Genomic DNA, 21260 nt, shown 5'->3' on the forward strand with positions numbered 1-21260 from the left:
CACGTGTCGTGGTGTGCGCGACGGCGCACTGACTGAGGCCGTTCACCTTTCACGCCGGTGGGCGCGCCCGCCTCAAGGGCTGCCGGGCTGCGGGACCGGGCGATCACCGGCGTGAAGGGACGAAACACGACGATTATCTGTCTGATACACGGATCCGGTCGTGACCGCACCGCTTCGCGAGAGGCTGGACGATCACGACCGCCAGGACGAAAGGGTGAGTGCAATGCGCAAAGTATTGATCGTTGAGACGAATGTGACACGGTACCAAGGCACTAAGGAGCCGACCGGCTTGTGGCTGGGCGAGGCGGCGGAGTTCGTCGCGGAGATGAAGCGCGCCGGCATCGCGGTGGATTACGTCAGCCCTAAAGGCGGTTTCGTGCCGCTGGACCCCCGGAGCATGAAATACACCGATGAGGCGATCATGCAGGTGTACGAAGATCCGGACTTCGTGGAACGGGCGCTGGTCCACACCCTGCGGCCGGACCAAGTTGACCCAGCGGATTACCAGGCGATCTACTACACCGGTGGGCACGGGGTGATGTGGGACTTTCCCGATGATCCGGGCCTCCAGCAGCTCGCCTTGGCGATCTATGCCCAAGGCGGCTACATCAGCAGCGTCTGCCACGGCATCGCCGGGCTCTTGAACCTCAAGGATGCCAGCGGCCAGTACCTGATCGCCGGGCGCACTGTCACCGGCTTCACCACTGCCGAGGAGATCATCGCCGGCAAGAAGGCGGTCGTGCCGTTCTTGAACCAGACGGTCGCCACAGCCCACGGGGCACACTTCAAGAAGAAGCGCTTCTACAGTGAGTACGCGGTGGCAGACGGCCGTCTGCTGACGGGGCAAAACCCGTTCTCCGTCCGCGCAGTCGCCAAGCTCGTGGTCAACGCGCTCGAAGCGTGACACGCGGATTAGGGTGACACGATCGACCGAACACAGAGGCCTGCGTGATGCGGCCTCTTTTTTGTCGGCGCGAGGCGACCCCAAAAACCAGGCGCGCGGGCCTGGTCGCCGTCTCGCCGTCAGCGGTGGACAAAGGCGATGCTGTTAGCCAGTATGCAACACATCAGCCCCCCGACCGGTCACCAAGCTGCTGTCGGCGGGCGTCAGGGTTGTACCGCATCGGCATCGGTCATCTTCAAGATGATCTTGCCGGTCGCGTGGCCGGCTTGCGCGTATGCGAGCGCGTCTTGGATCTGATCGAATGGCACGATGCGGTCGATCACCGGCTTGAGCACGTCGGCTTCGATCAGCTCGCGCAGGTGGTCGAGCTGCGGGCCGCTGGGCTGCATGAAGAGGAAGGTGTAGTGTGCGTGGGTCGCGCGGGCACGCTTGGTCACGTCACGGGTGACGAACCCGAAGGCTAGGCGCTTCCACAGTGGCACGCCGTACGCCCGCCCGAAGCGGGCAGTGGGGCGTCCGGCGATCGAGACCACATGACCGCCTGGCCGGATGATCTTGAAGGCGTCGATCAACGTCTTGCCCCCGCGCGTGTCGAGGACCGCGTCGTAGTCGTGCAGCACAGTTGAAAAGTCGGTGGTGCGATAGTCGATCAGTTCATCGGCGCCCAGCGTACGGGCCAAGGCGAAGTGATCAGTGGTCGTGGTGGTCGCGACAGATGCGCCGAGGTGTTTGGCGATCTGGATCGCCAGGCTGCCGATGCCACCGGTGCCGCCTTGGATCAGCACTTTTTGGCCCGGTCGCAGGTGCATGATGTCGTGCAGCGCTTGGTAGCTGGTCAGCCCGACCAAGGGGATCGACGCGGCTTCCTCAAAGCTTAGGTTGGCCGGCTTCGGCGCGATGTCACCTTGGTCGACCGCGATAAACTCGGCGAATGTGCCGATCCGGTCTTTTTGTAAGCGGCCGTACACGGCGTCGCCAATATCGGTGGCGTGAACTTGCGCGCCGACCGCGGTGACGATGCCGGCAAAATCGCTGCCCATGATCAGCGGCAGCTTGTAGGGGAGCAACGGCCTCAAGCCGCCGTCTTTGGTCTTGATGTCGATCGGGTTGATACTGGCCGCGACGACTCGGACCAGCACGTCGTTGGGGCGCAGGGGCGGGATGGGCACTTGCTTGAGCGTGGGCATTGGTTGCTTGTAAGCCTCGATGACCGCGGCCTTCATCTGGTTTGGCATTTAACGATCCTCCGTTTAGGTTCTTTAGTTTAATTTAGCGAACGAATAGCTCGTTTGAGTTTAGTTCGTTTGTTTAAAAATGTCAACCAATTTCTTGACACGGGTCGGCTTTTAGCGTTAAATGGTTGATAAGTTCAAACGTTAAACTGGGGGAACGTGGCGCGTGGCGCCAGAAAGGAGTGAGCGCATGGCAGAAGAGACCCTTGAGATCTTCAAGGCGGGGATCCCCGTTTTCAGTGTGCTGCAAGACGAGAACCGCCAGCAGATCCTAGTGATGCTGTGTCGGACTGACCGGATGACGGTCAACCAGATCACCGAGCGCCTGACGTTGTCGCGCCCGGCGGTGTCACACCACCTGAAGCTGATGCTCGACGCCGGCCTACTGGCGGTCGATCACGTCGGCACGGCGCGTTACTATCACACTAGCATGGATGAGACCCTGGCGCTGTTAAAGGCGCTGACCGCCTCACTTGAAGCCGACATCGCGCGTAAGCCCGCGTGAGTCGGCTTTTTTGCTGCGACGACCTGCGCGCGTTGCGGTTTGGGCTTAAAAAAGCCGAGCCCACTGGGGGTCCGGCTAGTGAGATCAAGGTGACGGCGCTGGCCTTGCGTGGGGGATAAACCTGATCTCGCATAATGCGGCAGTTGAACACCCTGCCCCCACGACTGCGTTCTCGAGTGAAAGGCCGCGGTCGTTTCTGAATCGGCGGAAAAACTGACCGACAGTTGTCATCACCATCAATCCCCCCTACTTAGTCGTCTGTGTCCCATTACGGATCGACACCACTTGAGTGTACGATTGCGTACTCGCGGCGCGAAATCAACCCGGAAAATTACATAAATGCAAGATCTCACCTAAAAGTGGCGCGATCACGGTCGGCGTGATTGCGCCATCGTCAGTTTGTCCATATGATGAAGACTATGGGCCACTGGGCAGTGGCCCGAAGACGGCGCTGGCGCGTCGTACTGGCACACATAGGAGGAAGTTAGAATGGACCTAAGTAAACTGAACAAGAACTGGCTGATCGGTGGCGTCGTCGCGCTGATCGTGGTGATCGGGGCCGTCGTCATGATGATGCCGAAGCACCTCGATGGCGCGTACAGCGGCGAAGTCTCGTTCCTGTTCATCAAAAACACCGACACGCTGACGTTCAAGGGCGGCGAAGTCACGGAGCACGCGGACGGCGACAAGACGCGCAAGGGCACGTATACGCTCAAGGGCGACCAGCTGGAGATCAAGCTCGGCATCGAGACGATGAAAGCGACGTTGACCAGCGATAAGAAGGCGTTCACTATCGATGCGGCCAGCGGTGATTTTGCGCTGGCTAAGGGCGTCACGTACACCAAGAAGTAACCGGACGTATAACGGGGGCGTCTGGGCGTCTGGGCGTCTGGGCGACCGGCGTCGACTGTCGAGCGGATGGTCACAGGCGGAATGCGCGCTTGACGCAATCGATGATCCGGACGATCCAGCCCCGGTCAGACGATCTGGTACTTCGGCCCATACATCTATGCGAATAGCACCCAGGGGGATGACCCGGATGGGGTGGCGCTATGCGAGCCTGGCAGCAAGCCGTGGCTCGCTTCGGGCCAGAAGGCGTACAAGCTGTACCCGCTGGACTAAGCAACGGGCGGTCAGTGTTGACGTCAGGGCGTCAGATTGACCTTGTTAATTATAGGAAGGTCGCACTCAAAAAAAAACCTGAGTCAACGCTGACGTTGGCTCAGGTTTTTTGAGTGCGACTTACGGGCAGACGACCACCTTGCCGAAACTGGCGTGGCTGTCAAGGAACGCCTGGGCGTCTGCAGTCTCCGCCAGAGTGAAAACGCGCGTTGGCGTGACGTCGAGGCGGTGGGCCGTGATCAGGTCCAGCATGGCCTGGAACTTGGCCTCCGTCACGCTGCCGGATGAAAACGCGGTGAGGTAAGCGTCCGGTGGGAGTGCGGTGATCGGGTCGAAGTCAGCGGACCACACGCCGCCCAGCTCGCCGGTGACACAGGCGATGCCGCCGGGCTTGAGGACGCGCAGGGAGTCGGTCATTGTCAGCGGGCCGACGAGCTCGAGCACCTTGTCCGCCGTGGCTGGCGGCACCTGCAACACACCGTCACGCTCCTCGACGACGCGGTCGAACCCAACCGCCTGGAGCTGCGGGGTCTTGGCTAAGTTGCGGGTGCTGCCGATCAGCTGGTGGACGCCCATCGCCTGGGCGAGTTTGGCGGCGGCGACCCCGACGCCGCTGGTCGCACCGCGGATCAACAGGGTGTCGTCAGTCGTCAGCTGGAGGTTGCGCAGCGACCCATAAGCGGTGAAGTAGGTCTCGGGCACCGCAGCCAGTTCGGGCCAGCTCAGGTCGGTGGTGACCGGGTACAGCTGAACGTTAGGCACGAGCACGTATTCCGCGTAGCCGCCGTCGAAGTCGCGACCCAGACCGCCCATCAGGGTCACCGCGCGCTGGCCGACAGGCAGGCGCGCGGGGTCGGTGGTATCTGCGATCACGCCGACCGCTTCGATTCCGAGGATCCGCGGTAACGTGACGCTCGGCGACCAGCCGTTGCGGGTGAAGATCTCAGAGCGGTTGATGCCAAACCCCTTGACTTGTAGCAGAGACCACCCGGGCCGGACCGTGGGGGTCGGGACGGTCTCCAGTTGCAGGACGTGCGCGTCCCCCGGTGTGTGTAACACGATCGCTTGCATCTGATCGCTTCCTTTCACTTCGTCTGGTCTCAGTCTAGGCGCCACCGCGCGGTTTGGCAAGAGCTGTTGGTTGAACTAGAATTTTGACATCGAATGCGTTAAACTAGAATGAAACTAATCAAGGAGATGAGCACATGACGGCGCTTTTTACCCTCGACCATGTCGATTACGCCCCGGGCGGCAAGGCGATCCTGCGTGACTTGACGCTGACAGTCCCGGAACATGCGGCGATCACCATTGTCGGCCCGTCTGGAGCGGGCAAAAGCACCTTGCTGCGGCTGCTCGCGACGCTGCTGACGCCGTCGCACGGCACGATCCTGTATCGCGGCCAGCCGCAGACGACTTGGCCACACCCGCAGTACCGGCAACAGGTCTCGTACTGTTTTCAGCAGCCGACCTTGTTCGGGGAGACGGTGCAGGATAACCTGAGCTTTCCCTTCGCGATCCGCGGGCAGGCCTTCGATGCGGTGAAGGCCGAAGCCGCGCTGGCGGCGGTGGACCTGCCTGAGTCGATGCTGAAGACGGCGATCACTGAATTGTCCGGTGGGGAGAAGCAGCGTGTGGCGCTGATCCGCAACCTACTGTTTCCGCCGCAGGTCCTGTTGCTGGACGAGGTGACGACCGGGCTGGATGCGGTCACTAAGGCCACAGTGCGCCGGTTGATCGATCAGTGGCACGCGGACGGTGTGGCGCTGCTGAGTGTCACGCATGACGAGACGGAGATCGCAGCGGCCACGACGCGGTGGACGCTACGGGCCGGTCGATTGGAGGGGCAAGATGACTGATCTGATCGTGAGTCCCACCGCCTTAGGGTTTGCGGTGGTGTTGGTGCTGGTCGCGCTGGGGGTGAACCTGCGCGAGAAGATCGGGCTCGAGCGCGATCTGGTGGTCGGGGTCTTGCGCGCCGTGGTGCAGCTGACGGTGGTCGGCTACGTCTTGACGTATATAATCCGCGTCGACCGACTGTGGCTGACGGCGCTGATGGTGGCGATCATCTTGTTCAATGCCGCGTTGAACGCGCGCAAACGGGCCAACGGGATCCCGCACGCGTTTGCGATCAGCCTGCTGGCGATCGGCACGGCGACGGTGACGACGATCACCCTGCTGGTGGTCGCCAGAGCGGTCCGCTTCACGCCGAGCCAGATCGTGCCGATCTCCGGAATGATCAGCTCCAACGCGATGGTCGCCATCGGCCTGGCCTACCGCAGCATGAACGCAAGTTTCCACGATCAGCGCCAGGGGGTGATGGAACGGCTGGCCTTGGGGGCCGACCTCAAGCAGGCGTCGCGCCACATTGTGCAGGCGGCGATCCGCACGGGGATGGCGCCGACGATCGACTCAGCCAAGACGGTGGGGATCGTCAGCCTGCCGGGGATGATGTCCGGCTTGATCTTCGCGGGGGTCGATCCGACCAAGGCGATCATGTACCAGATCATGGTCACCTTCATGCTGATGGCAGCGACGAGCATCGGCAGCGTGATCGCCTGCTACCTGGCGTATCCGGGCTACTATAACGATGACATGCAGTTGAAGTGAGACCGACGGCGGGTGCCGCCGGTTTTTTATGTGAAAAAAGGTCACAATTCGCGGTGGCGGATCCTCGGAATCGAACGCGCTTACCGGCGTGACATTGTTTTAGTTTTCACTTGCAATCTACCTGAGGCAGGCGCTTAATAAGTGAGTACTCACTGTCTTAATTGCAAGGAGGAACTCAGATGACCAAAGTGAAGATCGTATACGCCAGCCTGACCGGGAACAATGAGGCGATCGCGGATTACGTGGCGTCGGGGCTGACGGCGCGCGGCCTGGATGTGGATGTGGAAGAGATGAGTCAGGCACTGGCCGACGACTTGGCCGACGTGGATGTCGCGGTGGTCGCCTCGTACACCTACTCTGGGGTGACGGATGGCGAACTGCCGGATGAGGCGATCGATTTTTATGAAGACTTGCAGGAGCTGACGTTACCGGCCCTCCGCTTCGCCGTGTGCGGAAGCGGGGACTCGACCTACGAGCAGTTCTGCACGGCGGTCGACCAGTTCCAGGCGGCGTTCCTGCAGGCGGGGGCGACGCCTTGTGCGGAGCCAGTCAAAGTGGACCTCGCGCCTGAAGCCGCCGATTGGGCCCACCTCGACGCCGTCGTTGCGGCGATCGCGGCGCTGTGAACGGAGGGGTGCGGATGAATCAGCCTTATCTCGGCGGCATTGACGTCGGCTCGACCACGGTCAAGCTCGTGATCCTCGATGCTCACAACCAGACCGTCTTCGCCCGCTACGAGCGGCACTACTCAGATGTCAAGGCAGCCAGCGAGCGGGTGCTGCGCGAGGCGATGGCCGCGCTTGGTCCCGACCTCGCACTGCGGTGCATGATCACCGGCTCTGGCGGGATCGGCCTCGCGCACTTGCTGGGCCTCGAGTTCGTCCAAGAGGTGATCGCCTGCACGAAGACGGTCGAAACGCTGATCCCGCAGACAGATGTCGCGATCGAGCTGGGCGGAGAGGACGCGAAGATCACGTTCTTCGGCGCCAGCTTAGAGCAGCGAATGAACGGGTCTTGCGCCGGGGGCACCGGCGCGTTCATCGACCAGATGGCGACGCTGCTCAAGACGGACGCCGATGGGCTGAACGCATTCGCCAAAGACGCCCAGAAGCTCTATCCGATCGCGAGCCGCTGCGGGGTGTTCGCCAAGACGGACGTGCAGCCGCTGATCAACGATGGGGTGGCGAAGGCCGACATCGCGGCCAGTATTTTTCAGGCGGTGGTCAACCAGACGATCTCGGGCTTGGCGGCGGGACACAAGATCCGCGGCCATGTCGCCTTCCTCGGCGGGCCGCTGTATTTCATGGACCAGCTGCGCGCCCGCTTCATCGAGACACTGGGTTTGACGCCCGAGCAGGTGGTGTTCCCTGCCGATCCGCAGCTGTTCGTTGCCAAGGGGGCGGCGTTTTATGCCAGCGACACCGCGCCGACCACGCTGACGGCGCTGTTGGGCCAGTTGCTGCACGGTGATGACTCGGCGATGAAGCCGGCACACGCGCTGGCGCCGCTGTTCGAAGACCAGACAGCCCTGGATGCCTTTCGCGCGCGCCACGCGCAGGCGCAAGTCGATTCGCGCGACCTGGCGAGTTACCGCGGCGTCGCCTTCCTTGGGATCGATGCGGGATCGACGACGACCAAGGTCGCACTGATCGCCGAGGATGACAAGCTCCTGTACACGTACTACGATTCCAACGACGGCGATCCACTGGAGAAGACCAAGGCGATCCTGCGCGACTTGCACGCGAAGTTGCCGGCTGGCGTGACCATTGGGAAGGCGGCGGTGACGGGGTACGGTGAGCACCTGATCCAAAACGCGCTGAATGTCGATATCGGTGAAGTCGAGACCGTTGCGCACTACAAGGCGGCCCGCTACTTCCAGCCGGATGTCGACTTCATCCTCGACATCGGCGGCCAGGACATGAAGGCGATGACCGTTAGCCACGACGCGCTGTCGACCATCAAGCTGAACGAGGCGTGCTCCAGCGGCTGTGGTTCGTTTTTGGAGACCTTCGCCACCAGTCTGAATTATGACATCCGAGACTTTGCGCAAGCGGCGCTGCTGGCGGCACACCCCTGTGACCTCGGCTCGCGCTGCACGGTGTTCATGAATTCCAAAGTCAAGCAGGTGCAAAAAGAAGGGGCGACGATCGGCGACATCGCCGCCGGGCTGAGCCTGTCGATCATCAAAAACGCGCTGTTCAAAGTGATCAAGATGCGCCGCCCAGAGGACATGGGTCAGCACATCGTCTGCCAAGGTGGCACCTTCTACAACGAGGCCGTGCTGCGGGCGTTCGAGCAGATCGCCGGCGTGGAGGTGATCCGCCCGAACATCGCGGGGCTGATGGGGGCGTACGGCGCGGCGCTGATCGCGCAGTCGCACTACCAAACAGGCGAGCAGACCGGGATGCTGAGCCTGGACCAGATGGCGTCGCTCAGCTTCGCCAAGGAATACATGCACTGCGGTGGCTGCGAGAATAACTGTGCGCTGACGATCACCGTGTTCAACGATGGGCGCCGCTTCGTCACCGGCAATCGCTGTGAGCGCGGCGAGGCGCGCGGACTGCGTCTCCGCGCGCCCAAGACCAACGGGAAGGTCAACCTGGTGCAGGAAAAATACCAGCGCTTGTTCGCGTACCGTCCGTTGCGCCGCAAGCTGGCGACGCGGGGGACGCTGGGGATGCCCCGCGTCCTGAACATGTACGAGAACTATCCGCTGTGGCAGACCTTCTTCACGAAGCTGGGCATCCGCGCCGAGCTGTCGCCCAAGGGTAGCCAGGCCCAGTATGACAAGGGCATGGAGACGATCCCGAGCGACACGGTGTGTTATCCAGCCAAGCAGGTCCACGGGCACATTCAGGCGCTGATCGACCGCGGGTGCACCCGGATCTTTTACCCCGCCGTGGTCTACGAGGTGAAGGAGCAGGCCCAGGCGCCGAACCACTTCAACTGCCCGATCGTGCAGAGCTACCCGGCGGTGATCGGCAACAATGTCGACGAGATCATCAGCGGGGCGGTAGACTACCGGGCGCCGTATCTGAACCTGGCCGACCACACCGGCACCGCAGCTAACCTCTACGACTGTTTCAAGGACCTCGGTGTGACCCGCGCCGAGGTGACCGATGCGCTCGAGGCGGGGTACGCCGAGCTGGCGCACTTCAAGCAGGGCATCCGCGATCGCGGTGAGGACACCCTGCGGATGCTGCAAGACACGGGGGAGCACGCGATCGTGCTGGCCGGGCGACCGTATCATCTGGACCCTGAGATCAACCACGGGATCGCGCAGCTGATGACGGCGGAAGGCTTCCACGTGCTGACGGAAGACGCGATCGCCCACCTCGGCGATGTCGCCGGCCTGCGCGTGGTCAACCAGTGGGTCTACCACTCCCGCCTGTACGCGGCGGCCCGTGTGGCGGCCAAGTTCCCGCAGCTGGAGTTCGTGCAGCTCAATTCGTTCGGGTGTGGGATCGACGCGATCGACAGCGACCAGATTGAGGAAATCATGGCCCAGCACAACCGCTTGTACACTTGCTTGAAGATCGACGAAGGCACGAACATGGGTGCGATCCGCATCCGCCTGCGCTCACTTAAGGCAGCGGTGCAGGAGCGGGAGGCGCGGCGCATTCGGCCGCAGGTGCTGAGCGACACGCCGGCGCCGGTCAATTTTACCCGCGAGATGAAAAACACTGGCTACACCCTGCTGCTCCCGATGATGTCGCCGATCCACCAGCACGGCTTGGTCGACGTCGCCTTGCGCGCGTCGGGTTACAATGTCGTCAACCTACCAATGGATGACCGTGCGGCTGTCGATGTCGGTCAGCGCTTCGTGAACAACGACGCCTGCTACCCGGCGATCATCTCGATCGGGCAGATGCTTGAAGCGCTCCAGAGTGGTCAGTACGACCTGAACCACACCGCGGTGATGATGACCCAGACCGGTGGTGGCTGCCGGGCGACCAACTACATCCCGCTGATCCGTAAAGCCCTACGCGACGCCGGCTTTCCGCAGGTGCCGGTGGTCTCGCTGTCGCTGGGCAACCAGGGGGTCGAGGACACGCCTGGCTTCACCTTCACGCTGCCACTGCTGCGGCGCGTGGCGCTGGCCTTCCTGTATGGTGACTTGTTCGAACGAGTGGTCTACCGGACGCGCCCATACGAGCGCGAGGCTGGGGCGGTCGACCGGTTGCATGCCGACTGGCTCAAGCTGGTGCGGCCGTCCATCGAGGCGGGGAGCTTCCGCGCCTTCAAGCGCAACGTCGCGCAGATCGTGCAGGATTTTGGCACCATTCCGTTGAATGAGACGGTCAAGCCGCGCGTCGGCGTTGTCGGTGAGATCTTGGTCAAGTACTCGCCGATCGCTAACAACGACGTCGTGCGCCTATTGGAGGCGGAAGGGGCCGAAGTGGTCGTGCCGGACATCGTGGGGTTCATGAACTACTCGCTGTACAACCAGCGCTTCCGCTACGAACACCTCGGCGCCAGCGCCAAGGCCAAGTGGATCGCCCAGTTCGCGCTGCAGGTGATCGACTGGTGCGAGCGCCCGATGCAGACCGCGTTGACCGCCTCGCGCCGCTTCGACGGGATCGCCGCGATCGACGCGATCGCCACCGATGCGAGCCAGGTGCTGAGCCTGGGCAATCAGACGGGGGAAGGGTGGTTCCTGACTGGTGAGATGATCGAGCTGCTCAAACACGGCACGCCGAACATCATCTGCATGCAACCCTTCGGCTGCCTGCCGAACCACGTGGTCGGCAAGGGCATGATCAAGGCGCTGCGTCAGCGCTACCCTGGCGCCAACATCGCCCCGATCGACTACGACCCCGGCACCAGCGTCGTCAACCAACTCAACCGCATCCGCCTGATGCTTGCGACGGCCAAAAAGCAGCTGATCGCGCAGTAGATCAGGCCGCATGGGGCTGAGACAAGCAGTCGCTATCGCCCAGACAATCGGCGGGCGACACTGACAGACCCGCACTTCGGGTGGCCAGTGTCGCCCGCTTATTCGGCTTGTGTCGCCCGGTCGAACACCGTGAGCGCCGGACAGGTCTGCGTTCGATTTTTTGAACGCGGACCAGTCGCGGGCTTTGGGGCCATCAATGAGGGCGCACCCCTGCGTTTTTAATGACGCCGCAGGGTGCCAAGCGCCCCCTCAGCATGGCATAATGGAAGCAGACACATTCGAAGGAGGACGTTATGCCACAGGCAATGATTCTCAAGGTCACCTTGGCGCACCGGCAGCCCGTGACCTGGCGACAGTTGGCCGTTGCGCCGAGCATCACCTATGATCAGCTGCACCGCGTGCTGCAGGTCGCGTTCGGCTGGACCGATACCCACCCGTACACCTTTGGGCCGGCAGACGACCGGGCGTCAATTGATGTGACGCGCGCGTCAATGACCGAAGGGGTGCGTGCAGTCCTCACGCGCGGGCCGCTTCTCTACATCTACGACGCCAGTGTCTCGTGGCACCATGAGATCCAGCTGATCGAACAGCGCGACGTGACTGGGCCGCTGCCGCAGTGCCTGGCCGTGCGCGGGAATGGCTTCTCGGAGGATGGTCGGGGCATTGTCTCGCGTCCGGTGACCCTCGAGGCACTCAACGCACAACTGCGGGCCTTGCGGATTGAGCGACCGGCCCGCACCGCGGCGGACGAGTCGCTCGGGGTGGCCGACGCGCCGTCCGCTGAGATGCTGAGCGAGCTGCTGGACCATCTACCGGTGGCGGGGCTGCGGGCCCTCCTGCCGCTGTTTGAGGCGTCTGAGGCGCGTCGCGAGCTGGCCGCTCTGCCCACCGACCTGCTCCAGCTGATCGTGACGCGATTCCTTATCGAAACCGTGTTGCACAGTGGTAAGGCGCCGCGCGCATGGACGCCGGCGGATTGGACCGCGGCGCTGGTGACGCTACTTGAGCAAGACGCGGATCACGTTGAGGATCAGCGTCTGACCCTGCTTGTGATCGGCACGTTCATGCAGGTGCTCAGCGATGCCGGGGAGCTCGCACTGACGCCGGCACAGCTCGATGCGACACTTGAGGAATTGGCGCAAACATTGGCACCCGAGCCGGGTGCGGGTCTGTCTGAGGCTGACGGGGAAGCGATCACCGCGCAGATCGACCTGTATTTGACCAGCCGCGCGTGGGCGCATCGCGACGTGCGCATCACGGCCACTCAAGCGGGCAACCTCCTATTCTCCTTTGCCGTGTGCATGGCAGAGTTTGGCAGCCCAGTGCCCACTGAATGGCTGCCAGACGACGTCGTTGAGGTGCTCGGTGCGTTCATCCCGGCGACGGTCACCCTGAATCCGGGGGACGAGCGGGTGCTTGCCCCGCTGCTGCGGGGGCTGATCGCCGCACTCAAGGCGCGGGGACAACTGACCGCTCAGGCAGCCATGGCGCTGACAACCGCGATCAGCCGTGGTGACGCGCAACTGCAACGCACACTCGCCCAGTCTGAGTCAAAGGGGTACGTCCCACCGATCCAGCCCGGTCGAGGTGAGGCCCGCGGCCAGCTGTCGCTGATGGGGGATGACCAGGCGGTGACGCGCACCAGTCCAGCTTCACGCCCACATGTGTTGACGGCTAACGGCAAGCATTGGCACCAGTCGACGGCCACTCGCGTGCAAAATGACGCCGCTGCACTGGGAACGCTTGCGCAGCAGCGCTTCGGTGCCGGCGAGGCGGCAGGGTTGTTCGTGGGGGTTGTCACTGAATTTGTCGCCGGCATCTACGCGGCGACGCTGCTGACGCCACTGCATTGGACGCCTGCGGCCGTCACCCAGCAGCTCACCACGCAGCTGACGCCCCTGGATGCGGCCACGCGGCGCCTGCATGTCCAGTGGCTCTGCGCCTATTTCGCCGTGTTGGGCGAGCAGACCAGTCTGTCCGCGAAGCGCGCCAAGGCACTGCAGAAACTTGCGCAGGCGACCCTAGTCACGCTACCGGACCCGGTTGCGGCTCAGCCACAACCGGGCGGTAAAGTCGTCCCGTTTCGGCCGAAGGGGGCGGGGCGGTGAACGGGGCCGTTGGACAAGGCTGTGGTCTAGAGCCATTGTTAGTGCGCTGATCCCGTGGGCCCAGGATCGATGCCCGCGCCCCTCGTCTGCTGTTGCCGCAACAGCGCATCATGTGATCGCCAAGAGACGTTCGGACACGAAAGCCAGAACAGATTTGCCGTGTGCAGTCTGTCCTGGCTTTCGTGTTTTATCGACTTTATAGCTCGTAAATGTAGGGCAGGATAACGATGATATCCAGGGCATAGAGAACGAAAAATGCGATGGTATAGCGCTTATTTTTTTGCTTGAAGCCCTTAAAGCCGAGCCAGATCGTTACGACCACTAACAGCGTGAGCAGGATAAGAAAGATTAAATGCGCCATGATGCGCTCCTTTCCAGGGTGACGCCTAGACGACACACCCGATGATTGTGGTGACCGCTTTAGACTGTGGTGTCATTCAGGTCCTTCACAGTCCCTAGATCACGAATTTTACCGTCAACGTAGCACATTTTTTCCTGGATGTCGTGATCGTCGATCGCCGCTGAGAGCATGCGTACAGCAGTTCGACCGATCTCCGCTTCATCTTGTTGATAGTAACTATACTGAGAATGTAGATCGCTGCCGGGGTTCGCATCGAACCCGAAGAATGAAATGTCTTCTGGGATGCTTAAGTGAAGGCGATAAGCGGCTTCATGGGCGAGGTAAGCTAGGTAACTGTCGAGTGCAATGATACAGGTCGGTCGCTGGGTCGTGATGTAGTCACAAATGCGTTCGACGTCAGCGTTCACTGATCCTGTGTCCATTCTATCGCTGATATAGTTGGTCTGAACGACCGCGCAGATCGCGCTTGACTTGAGTGTGTAGTGAGAATGTGAATAGACGGACGCGAAGCCATCCTTACGGGCGACAAAAGTCGAGTTACTGATCTCTGCATAATCGATGATCCCGATCTTGGCATGTCCGCGGTCAAGGATCATCCGCGCGCACTGCCGGGCACTTTCGAAGTGATCTGTCCCGACGAGCATGGTGTCAAGACCCTGCATCTGCTTGTCGAGGATCACGATCGGGAAGCCCTGCAAAACGTACTTCATCAAGACCGGATTGTAGAACTCTCGCTGTAAAGGCGCGATCAAGATCCCAGCAACAGGCGCATCGATCAGCTGCTGAATACAGGCAGCCTCCAACTGCTGGTCTTCATTGGAGTAGCGAAGGAGTGAGGCGAACCCGTACTTAGCTGCTTCGTCGCTCAGCACGTGCAGCAAGGTGTCCCCATAACTTTCCAACGTCCCTGGCACGATGATGCCCAGGGCACGTGTGTTGAGCTGCTGGAGCGGTTTTTTGAGCACAGTGGTGCCCTTGCCTGGTTGACGCTGAACGATGTGCGCTTGAGCTAGTTGATTGACCGCGCTTTGTGCTGTGATCCGACTGACGTTGTAGATCTTCTCCAGTTCGCGCTCGGTCGGCAAGAGTCCACCAACGGGGTAAACCCCGTTGGTGATCTGATTTTTGAGGTCCTCGTAGATCTGAACGTATAACGGTTGAAAGGAATTAAGTGCCATAGGAAAGTCTCCAAACCGAAATGATATTAAACTAATGTCATTAATAGAAAGCGCTGCCAAATATCGTGTGAAACCGTTGACAAACGCTTTTCATGGGCTATTATGGCAAGTAAGGGCGCCGCTGTCAACTGATATCATCGGAAAATGACATATCATTTAACCGATCGTGGCCCGTTTGGCGCAGCTCTCTTCAAGGAGACGGTATCGGCTCGTACAGGTAAACGTGCACCCCTTTTCGGACGCGAGGGGGTCGCTGCATGGAAACCATGTTTACTTTTAGGAGGAGGAATTTATGAGCGACAGTACAGCTGGGACGATGTTGTCAGATGGTGTTACCCTCAAAAGTGAGACAGTGAATCTAGTATAATGACATCAAAGTATGATTACTGGAGGATCTGTTATGGCTAAGAAGTACAACCAAGATTTCAAAGACATGCTCATCGAACTACACGCTGCCGGCAAAGGACCAGGCGAATTAAGTAAAGACTACGACGTTCCCATCGCAACTTTGGGCAAATGGTTCACTGAGCATAAACAAGCATCGACCAAGGATCCTTCAAGTGCAGAATATGCGAAGATGCGAGCCGAATACCTTCAAATGAAGCAGGAGAATGAGATCCTAAAAAAAGCCTTGGGCATCTTCGCGAAACAAAGCAAGTGACGAACCGCGATTTGTATGCCTTTATTGAAACTCACGACTTCCCGATCGTCACAGCCACCGATGCTTTATCCGTACCACGAGGTTCTTATTATCGCTACTGCAATCACGAAGAAACGCCAACCGAGAAGCGTCGGGAAGAAATACGAGCACAACTACACGTCGCCTATAAAGCCGCAAAAGGCCGATACGGCGCACCCAAGCTCACCTTTATGATCAACCAACAACGGGAGGACCACGTTGGTCAAAAATTGATCCAAAAGCTCATGCGTGAAGAAGGATTGCGTTCGATCACTCGCCGAAAATATCGCGCAGCACCAGCAGCAAATCCAGTAGCTGAGCGGAACAACCTATTGGCACAAGACTTTAGTACAACAGCTATCAATCAGAAATGGGCCGGTGATATTACTTACGTTCAAACGGCGAAAGATGGTTGGACTTATTTATGTACCTTCATGGACTTGTTTTCACGCCGTATCGTCGGTTTTGCGTACGGCCGCGATATGACCGAAACCTTAGTTATTAAAGCATTTAGTAACGCATTGATTGATCGTAACGTCTTTGAAGGATTGACCGTACACACAGATCTTGGCAGTCAGTTTACCGGCGTTGCCTTCGAAGAAATCCTGATTTCTGTCGGCGCTAAGCACTCGTATAGTCGTAAAGCAACGCCGTACGATAATGCAATCATCGAGTCATTTCATGCCTCATTCAAAAAAGAGGAACATTACGTTTTCCCAGAGAATTACCGCACTTTTGAACAAGCACGAACAAACATCTTCGAATATATCGAGAAGTGGTATAACCGCACTCGGATCCATTCTGGACTAGAAATGATGAGTCCAGTTCAATATGAAATAACTCACTGGCATGGTCATGCGCTGAATTGTAACGCCTGACTATAAACTCGGAACACACAAATCAAATAGATTCACTGTCTCGAAACTTGACTTAAATCCAAGACAACGATCCCGCACAAAAGAAACGGCATAAGAGACGTCAACAGTTTCGGAAGTCGATCCCACTTTTGTTAATGTTACTCCCGGCAGTCATCATCCTTTTCGTTTTTGCTTATCTGCCTATGTATGGGATTGTCATCGCATTTCAAAATTACTCACCAGCGTTAGGCGTCATGCATAGCCCCTGGGTCGGATTCGCGAACTTTAATGAGTTCCTGCATTCCTATCAGCTTTACCGGACTCTGAAGAACACGCTTGTCATCAGTTTTTACAGTCTGTTTGTCGGATTTCCCCTTCCGGTTATCCTAGCACTTCTGACACACCAACTGCGGACCGGGATGTTCAAGAAGACTTTCCAAGTCATCACGTACTTGCCACACTTTATTTCGACGATGATCATCTGTGGGATGCTTGTGATGTTCCTGTCGCCTAATTCTGGGCTGGTGGCGATGGTGGCGCACCTGTTCAAAGCGACCGCGCCGAACTACTTGGCGATGCCTAAACTGTTCAGTAGTATCGTTGTCTGGTCCGATGTTTGGCAGAACTTGGGCTGGGACAGTATCATCTACCTCGCGGCGCTTGCGGGGATCGATCCCACATTGTATGAGGCCGCGACCATCGACGGTGCGACCAAGTTTGACCAAATGCGGCATATCGATTATCCGCTGCTCATGCCAACGGTGATCACGCTATTGATCCTGCGGGCAGGTGGGATTCTAGGGGTCGGGCTAGAAAAAGTCTTGCTTCTGCAAAATAACTTGAACATTACGGCCAGTGAAGTGATCTCAACGTATGTGTATAAGATGGGGCTGCTGAATTCACAGTTCAGTCTGTCGACAGCGATTGGTCTGTTTAATGCGATCATCAACTTTGCACTTTTGCTCACGGTCAACAAGATCTCGAAACACTACACGGATACGAGTCTGTTTTAGGAGGAGACTATCATGCAACTTGTTAATCAGAAGACGCATAAGCCTCGCCTGAGACAGCGTCCGTTCAAAGAAGTCGCGTTTGACTGGGGGATCAAGATCCTATTCTCCTTGATCATTCTCGGCATCATATACCCCTTGTGGTTCATTATTATCGCTTCGTTCAGCACGCCGGCCGACATTATGTCAGGGAACAGCTTTCTCTGGCCTAAAGTGATCACGTTTGCAGGGTACAAGGAACTGTTCAGTGCCGAGCTGATCTGGCGTGGTTATCTGAATACGATCATCTATACGGTGGTCGGGACTTTCGTTCAGCTGGCGGTGAACCTGCCAGCTGGGTACGCTGTTTCCCGATCGGAGCTGGTCGGTAAAAAATGGATTTTCCTGTTTTTCACCATCCCAATGTTCATCGGTGGTGGCCTGATCCCGAGCTATTTAAATATTCGAAACCTCGGGTTACTGAATAATCCACTCGCATTGATCTTGCCTGGTGCGGTTTCAACCTACAACATATTGGTCATCAGAACATTTTTCAAAACCAGTATTCCCGAGTCGCTATGGGAAGCGTCAATCATGGACGGCTGCTCCTTGTTCCGTTACTTTATCCAGATCGCGTTACCATTGTCCAAGGCGATCATTGCGGTGATCGGATTGTGGGCAGCAGTCGGGATCTGGAACTCCTGGTTCGATGCGATGATCTACTTGGATAACGAGAACCTGCACCCACTTCAACTCGTCTTACGCCGAGTGTTGTTGTCGAATGAGTACCTCGGCCAAAGTGGGGCGAACAACCTGATCTCGCATACTGAACTGTTCAATCGCGCGCAGATGATGAAATACGCGGCGATGATCGTTTCGACGTTACCTATTATGTGCTCATATCCATTCTTACAGAAATACTTCAACCAGGGTGTCATGATTGGCTCCGTTAAGGAGTAAGGAGGAAAAAACATGAAAAAGGGAAAGCTTTTGGCCGCCGGTGTGGCTGCAATGTTACTGACCGTTGTCAGCGGGTGTGGGGGGTCCTCATCTGCAAAGAGCGACAACGACAGCAAGCAAAAAGACTTTGAGGTCTTAGTTGTTCGCTATCCAGATCAGACTGAGAAGTATCATACGGACGGGGTGGTTCCGGACACTGCCAAGGCCGCAGGAGTCAACATCAAGTTTCGTAAGATCGCCGCGCTTTCTTGGAGTGACAAGAAGAGTGTCATCATGGCAGGGAATAAGTTGCCGGATGCATTCATGGGCCTTAGTTCGTTGCAAGACGCCGATATCACGGCGAACAAAGCCTCACTGATCCCGTTGGAGAAGTACATCACCAAAAAGACGATGCCGAATCTCTACAAACTGATGAAAGAAGATAAAAAGCTTCGGGCGATCTCGACCGACGCAGATGGGCATATCTATTCCTTGCCGGCTAAATATCCGGACGCAATCGTGTATTCCGATCAGACGGTGATCAACAAGGCGTGGCTGGACAAGTTGAACATCAAGATGCCAACCACATATAAGGAATATCAGGATGCCATTGTCAAGATGGTCAATGGTGATCCGAACGGTAACGGCAAGAAGGATGAACTGGGGATCAGTGGCTGGTCCAACCTGGTCTTCCTGCCGTGGGGGCTCACGGCCAGCACCAGCCAGATCGGTGGGATGAGCTACGACGGTCACAAGTTGATTTTTGATCCAGTCACCAAAGACTACAAGAAGATCATCACACAACTACACAAGACGTTCCAGCAGGGTGGGATCGATCAGGAACTGTTCACCCAAGGGTTCACGGATATTATCAATAAGACCCAAAAGGGCACGAAGGTTGTCTCCACTGTTGCACAATTGCCAAATGGTGTCGGCGATGACTATGTTGCGACCCCTGCGATCACTGGCGTTGATGGTAAGAAGCATGCCCACAACAACAACCCGTCATACGCCCGTAATGAATTTGAAGTGACGACGGCTTGCAAGAACCCGGCTAAGTTACTGAACTGGATCGACCGCTTTTACGAACCAGAAAACTCTGTTCAAGCCGTCTTTGGTCCGATCGGTGACGAGTTTGTTAAGAAGAACGCCGATGGTTCCTACCAGCTTCTGCCAGATCCGACGCACAAGTTCAGCCAGGTCGACTACGAACTGAAGAACGCGTTCCGCACGTATGCGCCCGTTTACTTTGATGATGCGCTTAACGCCAAGATCAAGACGATCCCAACGGAAGGTGACGGGCTCAAGCAGAAGATCCAAGCACCAGTCGTTAAGTATCAAGATCCAGAATACCCGATCCTCAGCTACACGGACGCAGAGTCGAAAGAGCTGAGCAAGCTGAATACCGACATTAGTGGCCTCACGGGTCAAAAAGAAGCCGAATGGATCACTAAAGGCGGTGTCGACAAAGAGTGGGATGCTTATATTCAGCAGCTCAATGATATGGGACTGAAGCGTTTCATGGAGATTCAAAACAAGGCGCTTAAGCGCTACAACAAGACGCTCGGTAACGACTAAGGAGAGGAAACGTTGTGAAGGGACTATTTCGCTATGATAATCCGGTCATGCGCGCATTGGCGACCGGGGTGGATGTCTTTGTGTTGAATGTCTTGTTCATCTTGACCTCTTTGCCGCTGATCACCTTGCTGGGCAACATGATCGCGTTACGGATCTCTGTGCGGCAACTCAGGGCGCACGAGGGCCACTTGTACCGGCGATATCTGATGGCCTGCCGTCAGAACTTCGTGCTGGGGTTGAAGATGTTGGGCGTGTTTCTCCCGGTGTTGATCATTGGCTACTTTAGCTTCGTCTGGTCATTCAACATCACAGGGCTCCTGTCGCTCTACTCCAAGTTTAGCGTTTTGCTAGGAATGACGGTTTGGAGTGTCATCGTCAACGAGATGGTCGACTATTGCTCGCGCTATCAAAGCCCCTTTAAGCAATCCCTTTACAACGCATACAAAATCGGTGTCTTCAACATTCGTCCGGTGGTAGCAGGGATCATCGTGTTCTTGGTACTTATTCAAGTCTTCAATCCGGCTGGCCTGGTCACGTTGATCTACCTTGGTTCTTTCGGTGGATTCGCCTCACTTGCATGGCTGTTTGAGATCTGGCTTGCGCCGGTTTATGAGAAGTACACGGCATGATCTCTCCACAATAAAGAAGGACAACAAATGCAGATCTTATTTAATGGCGATAGTGTGACAGATGCAACTTGGCGCAACGACCCCGATCATCATTTAGGGTATGGGTATCCACTTTTTGTTAAAGCAATGCTGGGCGAGCGTTACCTCGACGAAGACGTTGAGGTGATCAACCGTGGTGTGAGCGGCGACACGATCGGTGGGCTTGAGGCACGGTTTACTAAGGATTGTGACGGGCTCGCACCTGACGTTGTGTCTATTCTGATCGGAATCAATGATACCGGTTACAACGAGGGCAAGCCGACCTTTGCGACACCTGAGGAGTTTGACCGGTTTGAGAAGTTGTATCGATCGATCCTGGACCAGGCGCGCGCGCTCAACATTCCCAATATCGTGGTGATGGAGCCCTTTGTCATCAACGATGGGGACGTCGATCGATTTCACTTACGGCGAGATCTGGATCCGAAGATCGAGATCATCCGGCGCCTAGCGATCGAATACCATGCGATCTATGTGAGCTTGGATGGTATGTTGAATCAGCTTACGATGGCGCATGGCTGGCAGCGTGTGATGCGTGACGGGGTTCACCCGGGTCCGGTCGGGATCAAATTAGTTGCCGAGCAATGGTGTAAAGCGGTCGTACCGCGACTTGATCAATGGCGGCGCAGCCGTTAGGGT

General features: G+C 57.9%; 19 protein-coding genes. 15 read left to right on the forward strand and 4 right to left on the reverse strand.

The window, feature by feature from the left end; translation table 11 throughout:
- Positions 1–223 precede the first annotated feature (223 nt).
- On the forward strand, positions 224–904 hold the full coding sequence (locus tag HII33_RS04200; protein WP_179394530.1) for a type 1 glutamine amidotransferase domain-containing protein: 681 nt from the start codon (positions 224–226) through the stop codon (positions 902–904).
- A 203-nt stretch (positions 905–1107) separates the two neighbouring features.
- Here HII33_RS04200 and HII33_RS04205 read toward each other — a convergent pair whose 3' ends face one another.
- Positions 1108–2139 carry an NADP-dependent oxidoreductase gene (locus HII33_RS04205; protein WP_179394531.1) on the reverse strand — a complete coding sequence of 344 codons (1032 nt, stop codon included), beginning with the start codon at positions 2137–2139 and terminating at the stop codon, positions 1108–1110.
- A 187-nt stretch (positions 2140–2326) separates the two neighbouring features.
- Between HII33_RS04205 and HII33_RS04210 the strand changes: the two genes are divergently transcribed.
- Positions 2327–2641 carry an ArsR/SmtB family transcription factor gene (locus HII33_RS04210; protein ID WP_179394532.1) on the forward strand — a complete coding sequence of 105 codons (315 nt, stop codon included), beginning with the start codon at positions 2327–2329 and terminating at the stop codon, positions 2639–2641.
- A 489-nt stretch (positions 2642–3130) separates the two neighbouring features.
- A complete protein-coding gene (locus tag HII33_RS04215; protein WP_179394533.1) occupies positions 3131–3493 on the forward strand; it encodes a hypothetical protein in 363 nt (120 codons plus the stop codon).
- Positions 3494–3883: 390 nt separating this feature from the next.
- On the opposite strand, the gene HII33_RS04220 is transcribed toward HII33_RS04215, so the two are convergent.
- A complete protein-coding gene (locus tag HII33_RS04220; protein WP_179394534.1) occupies positions 3884–4834 on the reverse strand; it encodes a zinc-binding dehydrogenase in 951 nt (316 codons plus the stop codon).
- Positions 4835–4968: 134 nt separating this feature from the next.
- On the opposite strand from HII33_RS04220, the gene HII33_RS04225 reads away from it, so the two are divergent.
- The 5 genes from HII33_RS04225 to HII33_RS04245 all read left to right on the forward strand — a co-directional run bounded on the left by HII33_RS04225 (position 4969) and on the right by HII33_RS04245 (position 13375).
- Positions 4969–5619 carry an ABC transporter ATP-binding protein gene (locus HII33_RS04225; protein ID WP_179394535.1) on the forward strand — a complete coding sequence of 217 codons (651 nt, stop codon included), beginning with the start codon at positions 4969–4971 and terminating at the stop codon, positions 5617–5619.
- Positions 5612–6370: an ABC transporter permease gene (locus tag HII33_RS04230; protein WP_179394536.1), complete on the forward strand. Its 759-nt coding sequence runs from the start codon at positions 5612–5614 to the stop codon at positions 6368–6370. Before HII33_RS04225 ends, HII33_RS04230 begins: the two co-directional genes overlap by 8 nt.
- A 179-nt stretch (positions 6371–6549) precedes the next feature.
- Positions 6550–6996, forward strand: coding sequence for a flavodoxin (locus HII33_RS04235; RefSeq protein WP_179394537.1), 447 nt, complete (start codon positions 6550–6552; stop codon positions 6994–6996).
- A 14-nt stretch (positions 6997–7010) separates the two neighbouring features.
- Entirely contained in the window at positions 7011–11267 is a 4257-nt protein-coding gene (locus tag HII33_RS04240; RefSeq protein ID WP_179394538.1) for a 2-hydroxyacyl-CoA dehydratase, read from the forward strand.
- 293 nt (positions 11268–11560) lie between these two features.
- The gene (locus HII33_RS04245) at positions 11561–13375 is read left to right on the forward strand and encodes a plasmid pRiA4b ORF-3 family protein (RefSeq protein ID WP_179394539.1); all 1815 of its coding nucleotides are present in this window, start codon (positions 11561–11563) and stop codon (positions 13373–13375) included.
- Between the two features lie 196 nt (positions 13376–13571).
- Here the strand turns inward: HII33_RS04245 and HII33_RS04250 are convergent, their stop codons facing one another.
- Together HII33_RS04250 and HII33_RS04255 are read right to left on the reverse strand one after the other, a co-directional pair.
- The gene (locus HII33_RS04250; protein WP_179394540.1) at positions 13572–13736 is read right to left on the reverse strand and encodes a hypothetical protein; all 165 of its coding nucleotides are present in this window, start codon (positions 13734–13736) and stop codon (positions 13572–13574) included.
- A 59-nt stretch (positions 13737–13795) separates the two neighbouring features.
- Positions 13796–14914: a GntR family transcriptional regulator gene (locus HII33_RS04255; protein WP_179394541.1), complete on the reverse strand. Its 1119-nt coding sequence runs from the start codon at positions 14912–14914 to the stop codon at positions 13796–13798.
- A 400-nt stretch (positions 14915–15314) separates the two neighbouring features.
- Here HII33_RS04255 and HII33_RS04260 point away from each other — a divergent pair, with 400 nt between their 5' ends.
- The 7 genes from HII33_RS04260 (at position 15315) to HII33_RS04290 (ending at position 21257) form a co-directional block, all read left to right on the forward strand.
- Positions 15315–15575, forward strand: coding sequence for a transposase (locus HII33_RS04260; protein WP_179394255.1), 261 nt, complete (start codon positions 15315–15317; stop codon positions 15573–15575).
- Positions 15572–16471 carry an IS3 family transposase gene (locus tag HII33_RS04265; protein ID WP_179394254.1) on the forward strand — a complete coding sequence of 300 codons (900 nt, stop codon included), beginning with the start codon at positions 15572–15574 and terminating at the stop codon, positions 16469–16471. The genes HII33_RS04260 and HII33_RS04265 overlap by 4 nt, the downstream gene beginning before the upstream one ends.
- Before the next feature lie 134 nt (positions 16472–16605).
- Complete coding sequence (locus tag HII33_RS04270; RefSeq protein ID WP_179394703.1) at positions 16606–17463, forward strand: ABC transporter permease; 858 nt, start codon at positions 16606–16608, stop codon at positions 17461–17463.
- 12 nt (positions 17464–17475) lie between these two features.
- The gene (locus HII33_RS04275; protein ID WP_179394542.1) at positions 17476–18399 is read left to right on the forward strand and encodes a carbohydrate ABC transporter permease; all 924 of its coding nucleotides are present in this window, start codon (positions 17476–17478) and stop codon (positions 18397–18399) included.
- A gap of 12 nt (positions 18400–18411) precedes the next feature.
- Positions 18412–19956 (forward strand): type 2 periplasmic-binding domain-containing protein, encoded by a 1545-nt coding sequence (locus HII33_RS04280; RefSeq protein ID WP_179394543.1) that lies wholly within the window; start codon positions 18412–18414, stop codon positions 19954–19956.
- Between the two features lie 14 nt (positions 19957–19970).
- Positions 19971–20585 (forward strand): YesL family protein, encoded by a 615-nt coding sequence (locus HII33_RS04285; RefSeq protein WP_179394544.1) that lies wholly within the window; start codon positions 19971–19973, stop codon positions 20583–20585.
- Between the two features lie 27 nt (positions 20586–20612).
- Positions 20613–21257: an SGNH/GDSL hydrolase family protein gene (locus HII33_RS04290; protein WP_179394545.1), complete on the forward strand. Its 645-nt coding sequence runs from the start codon at positions 20613–20615 to the stop codon at positions 21255–21257.
- The last annotated feature ends 3 nt before the right edge of the window (positions 21258–21260 follow it).

Origin of the sequence: Lacticaseibacillus absianus (genome assembly GCF_013407595.1) — a bacterium.
GTDB classification, from domain to species: Bacteria; Bacillota; Bacilli; order Lactobacillales; family Lactobacillaceae; genus Lacticaseibacillus; species Lacticaseibacillus absianus.

Coding starts and splice junctions, on each gene's coding strand:
- HII33_RS04210 (WP_179394532.1), top strand. CDS start 2,327: ATGGCAGAAGAGACCCTTGAGATCTTCAAGGCGGGGATCCCCGTTTTC.
- HII33_RS04280 (WP_179394543.1), top strand. CDS start 18,412: ATGAAAAAGGGAAAGCTTTTGGCCGCCGGTGTGGCTGCAATGTTACTG.
- HII33_RS04240 (WP_179394538.1), top strand. CDS start 7,011: ATGAATCAGCCTTATCTCGGCGGCATTGACGTCGGCTCGACCACGGTC.
- HII33_RS04205 (WP_179394531.1), bottom strand. CDS start 2,139: ATGCCAAACCAGATGAAGGCCGCGGTCATCGAGGCTTACAAGCAACCA.
- HII33_RS04220 (WP_179394534.1), bottom strand. CDS start 4,834: ATGCAAGCGATCGTGTTACACACACCGGGGGACGCGCACGTCCTGCAA.
- HII33_RS04260 (WP_179394255.1), top strand. CDS start 15,315: ATGGCTAAGAAGTACAACCAAGATTTCAAAGACATGCTCATCGAACTA.
- HII33_RS04290 (WP_179394545.1), top strand. CDS start 20,613: ATGCAGATCTTATTTAATGGCGATAGTGTGACAGATGCAACTTGGCGC.
- HII33_RS04250 (WP_179394540.1), bottom strand. CDS start 13,736: ATGGCGCATTTAATCTTTCTTATCCTGCTCACGCTGTTAGTGGTCGTA.
- HII33_RS04225 (WP_179394535.1), top strand. CDS start 4,969: ATGACGGCGCTTTTTACCCTCGACCATGTCGATTACGCCCCGGGCGGC.
- HII33_RS04215 (WP_179394533.1), top strand. CDS start 3,131: ATGGACCTAAGTAAACTGAACAAGAACTGGCTGATCGGTGGCGTCGTC.
- HII33_RS04245 (WP_179394539.1), top strand. CDS start 11,561: ATGCCACAGGCAATGATTCTCAAGGTCACCTTGGCGCACCGGCAGCCC.
- HII33_RS04200 (WP_179394530.1), top strand. CDS start 224: ATGCGCAAAGTATTGATCGTTGAGACGAATGTGACACGGTACCAAGGC.
- HII33_RS04255 (WP_179394541.1), bottom strand. CDS start 14,914: ATGGCACTTAATTCCTTTCAACCGTTATACGTTCAGATCTACGAGGAC.
- HII33_RS04230 (WP_179394536.1), top strand. CDS start 5,612: ATGACTGATCTGATCGTGAGTCCCACCGCCTTAGGGTTTGCGGTGGTG.
- HII33_RS04275 (WP_179394542.1), top strand. CDS start 17,476: ATGCAACTTGTTAATCAGAAGACGCATAAGCCTCGCCTGAGACAGCGT.
- HII33_RS04235 (WP_179394537.1), top strand. CDS start 6,550: ATGACCAAAGTGAAGATCGTATACGCCAGCCTGACCGGGAACAATGAG.
- HII33_RS04270 (WP_179394703.1), top strand. CDS start 16,606: ATGTTACTCCCGGCAGTCATCATCCTTTTCGTTTTTGCTTATCTGCCT.